We start from the raw sequence: 8,247 nt of genomic DNA on the forward strand, positions 1-8,247 counted from the left end.
TATCAGATCTTTTTCTCGACCTGACCCCCAGTCAGCGGGGTTTGTCTTCGCGGCCGCTGGGCCGTTCCGACGTGTCCAACCTTAGCGCGTTCTCTCGGCGTTTCCAAAATCGAAGCCAGTGCGGAGTCGATCAGGTCGTCGAGTCCCCATTCGAATTGAATTCGGGCACGCCGAAATCAATCCCGTTGGGATCGATCTTGCTAGTGGTTGGGTGCCGCTCAAGCGGCGAAAGTGCTGTCGCAGAACCGTTACGGCTCCGCGGCAACCCGAAGAACTTTACGGATCAGGAAGGGGGCTGTCAAGCGCCCTCTGTCAAGATCTTTTGTGCGGTCGTCAGTCCAGGTCGGAGAGGCGGCCGCCGGCGTCCGGCTGGGCGTCTTCCACCCGGCGCAGGAGCCGGGTGAGGACCTCGCCGAGCGCGGTGCGCTCCTGCGGCGACAGGTCCTGGAGCAGGTCCTCCTCGAAGACCGTCGCCAGGCGCATCGCCTCCAGCCACTTCTCCCGACCTCCCTGGGTGAGCTCCACGATGACGCGGACCCTGTTGGACTCGTCCCGTTCCCGGGTGACCAGTCCTTCGCCGACCATGCGGTCGATCCGGTGAGTCATGGCGGCCGGGGTCAGGCCGAGGCGCTTGGCCAGGTCGCTCGGGCCCAGACGGTAGGGGGCGCCCGAGAGGACGAGGGCCTTCAGTACCTCCCACTCGGCATTGCTGATGCCGAGCGCCGCGGTCTGACGGCCGTAGGCGACGTTCATGCGGCGGTTCAGGCGGGACAGGGCCGAGACGATCTGCTCCACCTGGGGGTCGAGGTCCTGGAACTCGCGCTGGTACGCCGCGATCTGCTCTTCGAGGGTCGGCTCGCTGGGGCCGGGGGTGTCGCCCATGGGCGCAGTATGGCACGGCCGTTCTTTGCCTTGAAGTCCTTGGGTATGTACTCTTTAGCTTCGAACTTTAGTTTCGAAGTCTTCACGCCTAACTAGTGAGAGAGGTGAACGTGACCAGGGCGATGGGCGCAGCGATGCGCCGGATCCACGTGGGCAACGCACTCAGCGCGTTCGGGCTCGGCTTCACCGTCCCCTATCTGTACGTCTATGTGGCGCAGGTGCGGGGACTGGGAGCCATGACGGCGGGTCTCGTACTTGCCGTCTTCGCTGTGGCGGCACTGGTCGTGCTGCCGTTCGCCGGGCGGGCCATCGTCCGGCGGGGGCCGCTGCCGGTGCTGCTCGCCGCCCTGGTCGCCGCCGCCGTCGGTGCGCTGGGTCTGGGGCTCGCGAGCAGCGCGGCGACGGTGTTGTCGGCGGCTGCCGTGCTGGGGGCCGGGCAGGCCGTGACGCAGCCGGCGCTGGCGACGATGATCGTGGACTGCTCGTCGGCGGAGACGCGCTCGCGGGCCTTCGCCATGCAGTTCTTCCTGCAGAACCTGGGGCTCGGGGTGGGCGGCCTCATCGGTGGGCATCTCGTGGACACGTCGAGCGCCGCCTCCTTCACGCTGCTCTTCGCGATCGAGGCGGCGATGTTCCTGCTGCTGGTCGTGGTGATGACGACGGTGCGGGTACCGCACGCGCCGCGGATCGAGGCGGCGCCCCTGGCGTCGGGGCGGGGCGGCTGGAAGCAGTTGCTGGGCAACCGGGCCATGGTGCAGCTCTGCGTGCTGGGCTTCGTGCTGTTCTTCGCCTGCTACGGGCAGTTCGAGTCGGGGCTGAGCGCGTACGGGGTCGAGGCCGCCGGGATATCGACGTCGGCGCTGGGGACCGCCCTGGCGGCGAACACGCTGGTGATCGTCGTGGCGCAGTTCGCCGTGCTGCGGTTCGTGGAGCGGCGCAGGCGGTCGCGGGTGATCGCCGCTGTCGGGCTGATCTGGGCCGTGGCCTGGGCTGTCGCCGGGTACGCGGGGCTCGGGCAGGGGAGCCAGGAGATGGCGACGGCCGCGTTCGTGTCGACGTACGCCCTGTTCGGGCTGGGTGAGGCGATGCTGTCGCCGACGGTCGCCCCGCTGGTCGCCGATCTGGCGCCGGAGGGGATGGCCGGGCAGTACAACTCCGCTTTCGCCCTGGTCAAGCAGCTCGCGCTGGCCGTCGGGCCGGCGGTGGGCGGGCCGCTGGGGGCTTCGCTGCACGCGCCGTACATCGGGGCGTTCCTGTTGTTCTCGCTGGGGATCACTTTCCTGGCGGTGCGGCTGGGGCGGCAGCTCACGGCGGTGCAGGATCAGCCGTGGCTCGGGAAGAGCCGGGTTGTGGCGCGGGGTGGGGCGCCCGTGTCCGCGGACGTCTGATTCCGTTTCCTCCCCTTCCCTTCCCTTCCCTTCCTGTCCTTACGGTCCCCTCTTCCGTTTCCCTATGTCGCCTGCGGGCGCGGTAGGGCGAACTCGCACCACACCGCCTTGCCGCCGCCCGGGGTCCGGCGGCAGCCCCAGTTGGACGCGATCGTGGCGACGATGGCGATGCCCCGGCCCGATTCGTCGCCCGGTTCCGCGCGGCGGCGCCTGGGAAGGTGGTCGTCGCCGTCGGTGACCTCGATGATCAGGCGGCGATCGGTGCGGCGCAGACGCAGACGCATCGGTGGGGTGCCGTGCTGGAGGGAGTTGGCGACCAGTTCGCTGGTCGCCAGGACGCCCAGGTCGTGCAGGTCGGCGGGGAAGCGCCAGCTGGTCAGGACGCCGGAGGCGAAGGCACGCGCGCGTGGGGCCGCTTCCACGCCGCCCAGGAGATCCAGGGCGGCGTTGCGGAACAGCTCGCTCTCCGGGCCCGTCCGGGCCGGGTGCTGGAGGACGAGGACGGCCACGTCGTCGTCGTGGTCGGGGGTCACGCCCGCTGAGCGGACCAGGCGGTCGCAGACGACCTGGGGTGTGCCGGTGGCGCCGGCCAGGGCGCTTGCCAGGGCGGCGATGCCCTCGTCGAGGTCGGCGTCCCGGCGCTCCACCAGGCCGTCGGTGTAGAGGACGGCCGTGGAGCCGGGGCCGAGGGGGATGGAGCCCGAGGCGTGCATCCAGCCGCCGGTGCCGAGCGGCGGGCCGGTGGGTTCGTCGGCGCGCAGGACCGCGCCGTTCTCGTCGCGGACGAGGATGGGGAGGTGGCCCGCCGAGGCGTAGACCAGCTTGCCCTCGTTCGGGTCGTGGACCGCGTACGCGCAGGTGGCGATCTGGTTGGCGTCGATCTCGGCTGCCAGGCCGTCGAGGAGCTGGAGGACCTCGTGCGGGGGCAGGTCGAGGCGGGCGTAGGCGCGGACCGCCGTGCGGAGCTGGCCCATGACCGCTGCCGCGCGGACGCCGCGGCCCATGACGTCGCCGATGACGAGGGCCGTGCGGCCGCCGCCCAGGGTGATGACGTCGTACCAGTCGCCGCCGACCGCGGCCTCGGTGCCGCCGGGGTGGTATGTGGCGGCGACGCGCAGGTCGTCGGGTTCTTCGAGCTCCTGGGGGAGCAGTGATCTCTGGAGTGTCACCGCCGTTTCGCGTTGGCGGCGTTCGCTGGCGCGCAGGCGTTCGGCGGCTTCGGCGTGGTCGGTGACGTCCGTGGCGAAGACGAGGACTCCGCGGCCGTCGCTACCGCCCTTGCCGTCGCCCTGGGCGACCGGGGTGCAGGTGAAGGTGTAGCAGCGGCCGTCGGGGGCCTTGCGGGACTTGACCGTACGCGGCTTGCCGCTGCGCTGGACCTGGTCCAGGAGGGGGAACAGGCCGAGGGCGTCCAGTTCGGGGAGGGCCTCGCGGGCGCGTTCGCCCAGGGGGCGTACGCCGAAGGCGGTGGTGTACGCGTCGTTGACGTAGGCGATGCGGTGGTCGGGGCCGTGGACCAGGGCGACGAGGGACGGGACGCGGTCGAGGACCTCGCGCACCCGCAGTTCGTCGACGGCGGGTACGGAGGGTGGCTTGTCGGTCAGTTGTTCGGCACGGGCGGCGGGTACGGTTTCCCCCCGCCGGTCCGGGGAGGCCGTCTGCTCGGTCCGCGCTGCGGCGCGGCGCTGCGTTCCGGGGAGCCGGGCGCTCCAGCGCGTGAAGTTCACGAATCCTTGCCTCGTGTAGTCGTCGGCGGCCGGCACCGGAACCGGCCGGGGCCCCGGGGGCCCGCACCGGGGCGTGTGGTGGCACGCCCGCGGTGGTGGACCAGTCTGGCAGTGAGGGGACCGGACCGGCATCCGTCAGACGCCGGGCCGGCCGGTGGAGTTCCTGGGTCCGGTCAGGACGACCCCTTCGGGTTCACCGGGGGGTCTTGGGAAGGCTTTCCACCGGCCGCGAGTTCGAACTCGGCCCGGGGATGTTCGAGTGAACCCAGGGAGACGATCTCGCGTTTGAAGAGCCCGGCCAGGGTCCATTCGGCGAGCACGCGCGCCTTGCGGTTGAAGGTGGGCACGCGGCTGAGGTGGTAGGCGCGGTGCATGAACCAGGCCGGGTAGCCCTTGAGCTTGCGTCCGTAGACGTGGGCGACGCCCTTGTGCAGGCCGAGGGAGGCGACCGATCCGGCGTAGGCGTGTTCGTACGTCTGCAGAGGCTCGGCGCGCAGGGTGTGCACGATGTTGTCGGCGAGGACCTTGGCCTGGCGGAGGGCGTGCTGGGCGTTGGGGGCGCACTCGCGGCCCGGTTCGGCGGCGGTGACGTCGGGGACGGCGGCGGCGTCTCCGGCTGCCCACGCGCGCGTGGTGCCCTCGACGGCCAGTTCCGCCGTGCACTTGAGGCGTCCTCGGTCGTTGCGGGGCAGGTCGGTGGCGGCGAGCACCGGGTGGGGTTTGACGCCGGCGGTCCAGACGACCGTACGGGTGGGGAAGCGGGCGCCGTCGCTGAGGACGGCGACCCGGTCCGCGCAGGACTCCAGGCGGGTCCGGAGGCGTACGTCGATGTTGCGGCGGCGCAGTTCGGTGACGGCGTAGCGGCCCATCTCCTCGCCGACCTCGGGCAGGATGCGGTCCGAGGCCTCCACGAGGATCCACTTCATGTCCTCGGGCTGGACGTTGTGGTAGTAGCGCGCGGCGTAGCGGGCCATGTCCTCCAGTTCGCCGAGCGCCTCCACGCCGGCGAAGCCGCCGCCGACGAAGACGAAGGTGAGGGCGGCATCGCGGATCGCGGGATCGCGGGTGGAGGAGGCGATGTCCATCTGCTCGATGACGTGGTTGCGCAGGCCGATGGCCTCTTCGACGGTCTTGAAGCCGATGCCGTGGTCGGCGAGGCCGGGGACCGGGAGGGTGCGCGAGACGGAGCCGGGGGCGAGGACGAGTTCGTCGTACGTCAGCAGCTGTCCGCCCGTGCCCTCCTCCTCGGTGGCGAGGGTGGTGATGGTGGCGGTGCGCTTCGCGTGGTCGATGGCGGTGGCCTCGCCGATGACGACGCGGCACCGGTCGAGGACGCGGCGCAGCGGTACGACGACGTGGCGGGGGGAGATGGCGCCCGCGGCGGCCTCGGGGAGGAACGGCTGGTACGTCATGTACGGGTCGGGGGTGACGACCGTGATCTCCACCTCGCCCCGCTGCAGTTCCCGTTTCAGTCTGCGCTGGAGGCGCAGGGCCGTGTACATCCCGACGTAGCCACCACCGACAACGAGAATGCGCGCACGTTCCTTCACCATCCCATGACGCACCCGCCGCTGGCGTTTGTCCACAGCCTCGACGAATTGTGTGACCGGAGCGGGAGAGCGCGCCGAGTTGGCCGGAAAGGCGAGCCGCGGGGAATACCCGCAGGTCAGGTGGGGTAGTGCGAAGGGCGGTCGGGGGCACATTCGGGACGTATGCGACCCGTACTCCGATCGGTGGGCGCTCCGTGCGGAACCTGCCTCTTCTGAATTGACTCCCTCTCAACTATGTTCGTGTGTCGACGGGGTGTAGGGGGATGCGCTCAGCGGGTCCGCGAGAGGCGGGCCTGCGGACCAGGGCCTGTTCCAGCGTCCCGGCATCGCATGGCGGGGAGTGTCTCCGGGGGGAGACGTCATTACCGGGGGAATGCATATGCATGTTCAGGACTCTCATTGGTCGTCCGCGTCCGCTGTCGCGGCGGGTGGCGCGACGATGAGCGCGACGGCGGGCAACGGACGCGGGAACGGATCGCGGACGACGCCGCTGCGCGTGGACGCACAGCGCAATCTGGAGCATGTGCTGCGGGCGGCGCGCGAGGTGTTCGGCGAGCTGGGGTACGGCGCGCCGATGGAGGACGTGGCGCGACGCGCGCGGGTCGGCGTGGGCACGGTGTACCGGCGGTTCCCGAGCAAGGACGTCCTGGTGCGGCGCATAGCCGAGGAGGAGACCTCCCGGCTGACCGACCAGGCGCGTGCGGCGCTCGGGCAGGAGGACGAGCCGTGGTCGGCGCTGTCGCGCTTCCTGCGGACGTCGGTGGCCTCCGGCGCCGGGCGGCTGCTGCCGCCGCAGGTGCTGCGGGTCTCTGTCGAGGAGGAGCGTGCCGGTCAGGCGCGCGTGCCGCAGCAGCGGACGCAGCCGGGCCCGGCGGAGCTGCGGCTGGTGCCGGAGGAGCCGGTGGCCGTCGCCTCGGTGCCGGCATCGGCGGTCGCGGCGGAGGACGACACCGGGGCGTCGGCGCTGCTCGAGGTCGTGGGTCAGCTCGTGGAGCGGGCGCGCGCGGCGGGTGAGCTGCGGGCGGACGTGTCGGTTTCGGACGTGCTGCTGGTGATCGCGACGGCCGCGCCCTCGCTGCCGGACGCGGCACAGCAGGCGGCCGCGTCGGCCCGGCTGCTGGACATCCTGCTGGAGGGGCTGCGGTCGCGGCCGGCGTGAGCGGGGCGGCTGCCGGAAGGGGCAACCGGAGGGGCTGCCGCAACGGGCAGCCGGAACGGGGCGCCGGAGAGGCTGCCGCGACGGGCGGAGCGATCGGCTGGTGCGGTCGGCTTGCCGGGTGGCTGGACGTATCGGCTTGGCTCGTCGGGCTTGGCTCGTGGGCTGATCTGTTCGATCGGGCCGGACCCTGTCGGGCCGGTCGGTCGGTCGCCGGTCGACCGCACTGGTCGATCAGGCCGGTCGAACGTACTGGTCGATGGGACCGGCCGGCTGTGGCGGTCATGACCAGCCGCCGGATCGGTCCGGTCGGCTTCCGAGCCCGGGCGACAGGGAGTCATTCCCCGTATGAGTGACGCGCAGTACTGGCGTGCGGTAAATCCCCTCGGATGAGTGAGGGTCCGAACTCCAGGGGTCTGGCCAAGAGCCACTGTGGCACTCTGACCCGGTGCTCTGGACGTGTTGGGCGGCTGGCGGGGGCTTTCCGCGATGAGCGTTGACGGGCGGGACGAGTCGAGCGGGAACGGGGACGCCACAGCCGGCGGCCCGGTCCCGCCGCAGGTGCCGAGTCAGGGCGGACGCGCGGGCGTACCGCCGGGCGGGCATCCCGCACCGGGCGGGAGAACCGACGGCTCGGTCCCGCCACAGCGCGCATGGTGTGAGGACAGCGTCCTGCCGCCGCCGCGCGAGCTGCCGCCCTCCGACGCCGATCTCATCGACCGGATGCGCTCGGGCGACGACACGGCGTACGAGGAGCTGTTCCGGCGCCACGCGCAGGCCGTGCGCCGGTACGCCCGGACCTGCTGCCGTGACTCCCACACCGCCGACGACCTGACCGCCGAGGTCTTCGCCCGCATGCTCCAGGCGGTACGCGGCGGTTCCGGACCCGAGCACGCCGTGCGCGCCTACCTGCTCACCTCCCTCCGTCGCGTCGCCGCCTCCTGGACGCGGTCGGCGCGGCGGGAGCAGCTCGTCGACGACTTCGCGGTGTTCGCCGCCCAGTCCGCACGCGGCTCCTACGTCTCCGGCGGCGACACGCTCGACCTGGGCGCGGACGTGCGGGCGATGCACGATGCCGAGGGGTCCATGGCCATGCGGGCCTTCCGATCGCTGCCCGAGCGGTGGCAGGCCGTGCTGTGGCACACCGAGGTCGAGGACGAGTCACCCGGCGAGGTCGCCACGCTCTTCGGGCTGGACGCCGACGGCACGCGCGTGCTCGCCGGCCGGGCCCGCGAGGGCCTCAAGCACGCCTGCCTCCAGGCCCACGTCAGCGCCGCGCTCACCGCCGACGAGGACTGCGCGCACTACGCCGACCAGCTCGGCACGTACGCCCGCGGCCGGCTGCGCACGCGGGCCGAGCGGGGGCTGCGCAAGCACCTGGAGGAGTGCGCGAAGTGCCGGCTGGCCGCGACGCAGCTCGAGGAGGTCGCCGGCGGTATCCCCGCGGTGGTCCCGCTCGCGGTCATCGGCTGGTTCGGCGCCGCCGGGTACGCCAAGGCGGCCGGGCTCATCGCCGGTGGCGCGGGAGCGGGGGCGGCAGGAGC

The 8,247-nt window shown here is 71.9% G+C and carries 6 protein-coding genes; 3 read left to right on the forward strand and 3 right to left on the reverse strand.

Annotation, left to right across the window (positions count from 1 at the left end):
* Positions 1-333 precede the first annotated feature (333 nt).
* Positions 334-882 carry a MarR family winged helix-turn-helix transcriptional regulator gene (locus CCL05_RS20180; protein WP_086561893.1) on the reverse strand — a complete coding sequence of 183 codons (549 nt, stop codon included), beginning with the start codon at positions 880-882 and terminating at the stop codon, positions 334-336.
* 122 nt (positions 883-1,004) lie between these two features.
* Between CCL05_RS20180 and CCL05_RS20185 the strand changes: the two genes are divergently transcribed.
* Positions 1,005-2,270: an MFS transporter gene (locus CCL05_RS20185; protein ID WP_086561894.1), complete on the forward strand. Its 1,266-nt coding sequence runs from the start codon at positions 1,005-1,007 to the stop codon at positions 2,268-2,270.
* Positions 2,271-2,332: 62 nt separating this feature from the next.
* Here the strand turns inward: CCL05_RS20185 and CCL05_RS20190 are convergent, their stop codons facing one another.
* Positions 2,333-3,997, reverse strand: coding sequence for an ATP-binding SpoIIE family protein phosphatase (locus CCL05_RS20190; RefSeq protein ID WP_086561895.1), 1,665 nt, complete (start codon positions 3,995-3,997; stop codon positions 2,333-2,335).
* Between the two features lie 173 nt (positions 3,998-4,170).
* Positions 4,171-5,550 carry an NAD(P)/FAD-dependent oxidoreductase gene (locus CCL05_RS20195; RefSeq protein ID WP_086561896.1) on the reverse strand — a complete coding sequence of 460 codons (1,380 nt, stop codon included), beginning with the start codon at positions 5,548-5,550 and terminating at the stop codon, positions 4,171-4,173.
* A 376-nt stretch (positions 5,551-5,926) separates the two neighbouring features.
* On the opposite strand from CCL05_RS20195, the gene CCL05_RS20200 reads away from it, so the two are divergent.
* Together CCL05_RS20200 and CCL05_RS20205 are read left to right on the forward strand one after the other, a co-directional pair.
* Entirely contained in the window at positions 5,927-6,706 is a 780-nt protein-coding gene (locus tag CCL05_RS20200) for a TetR/AcrR family transcriptional regulator (protein WP_086561897.1), read from the forward strand.
* A gap of 486 nt (positions 6,707-7,192) precedes the next feature.
* Positions 7,193-8,247 (forward strand): sigma-70 family RNA polymerase sigma factor (locus tag CCL05_RS20205; RefSeq protein ID WP_143589915.1); only part of this gene is annotated, 1,055 nt, incomplete at its 3' end.

Origin of the sequence: Streptomyces africanus (assembly GCF_002150735.1) — a bacterium.
Lineage (GTDB): Bacteria > Actinomycetota > Actinomycetes > Streptomycetales > Streptomycetaceae > Streptomyces > Streptomyces africanus.

What these genes read in the sequence shown, in the direction of transcription:
- CCL05_RS20195 (WP_086561896.1), bottom strand. Translation starts at nt 5,550, where the DNA reads ATGGTGAAGGAACGTGCGCGCATTCTCGTTGTCGGTGGTGGCTACGTC.
- CCL05_RS20180 (WP_086561893.1), bottom strand. Translation starts at nt 882, where the DNA reads ATGGGCGACACCCCCGGCCCCAGCGAGCCGACCCTCGAAGAGCAGATC.
- CCL05_RS20185 (WP_086561894.1), top strand. Translation starts at nt 1,005, where the DNA reads ATGGGCGCAGCGATGCGCCGGATCCACGTGGGCAACGCACTCAGCGCG.
- CCL05_RS20200 (WP_086561897.1), top strand. Translation starts at nt 5,927, where the DNA reads ATGCATGTTCAGGACTCTCATTGGTCGTCCGCGTCCGCTGTCGCGGCG.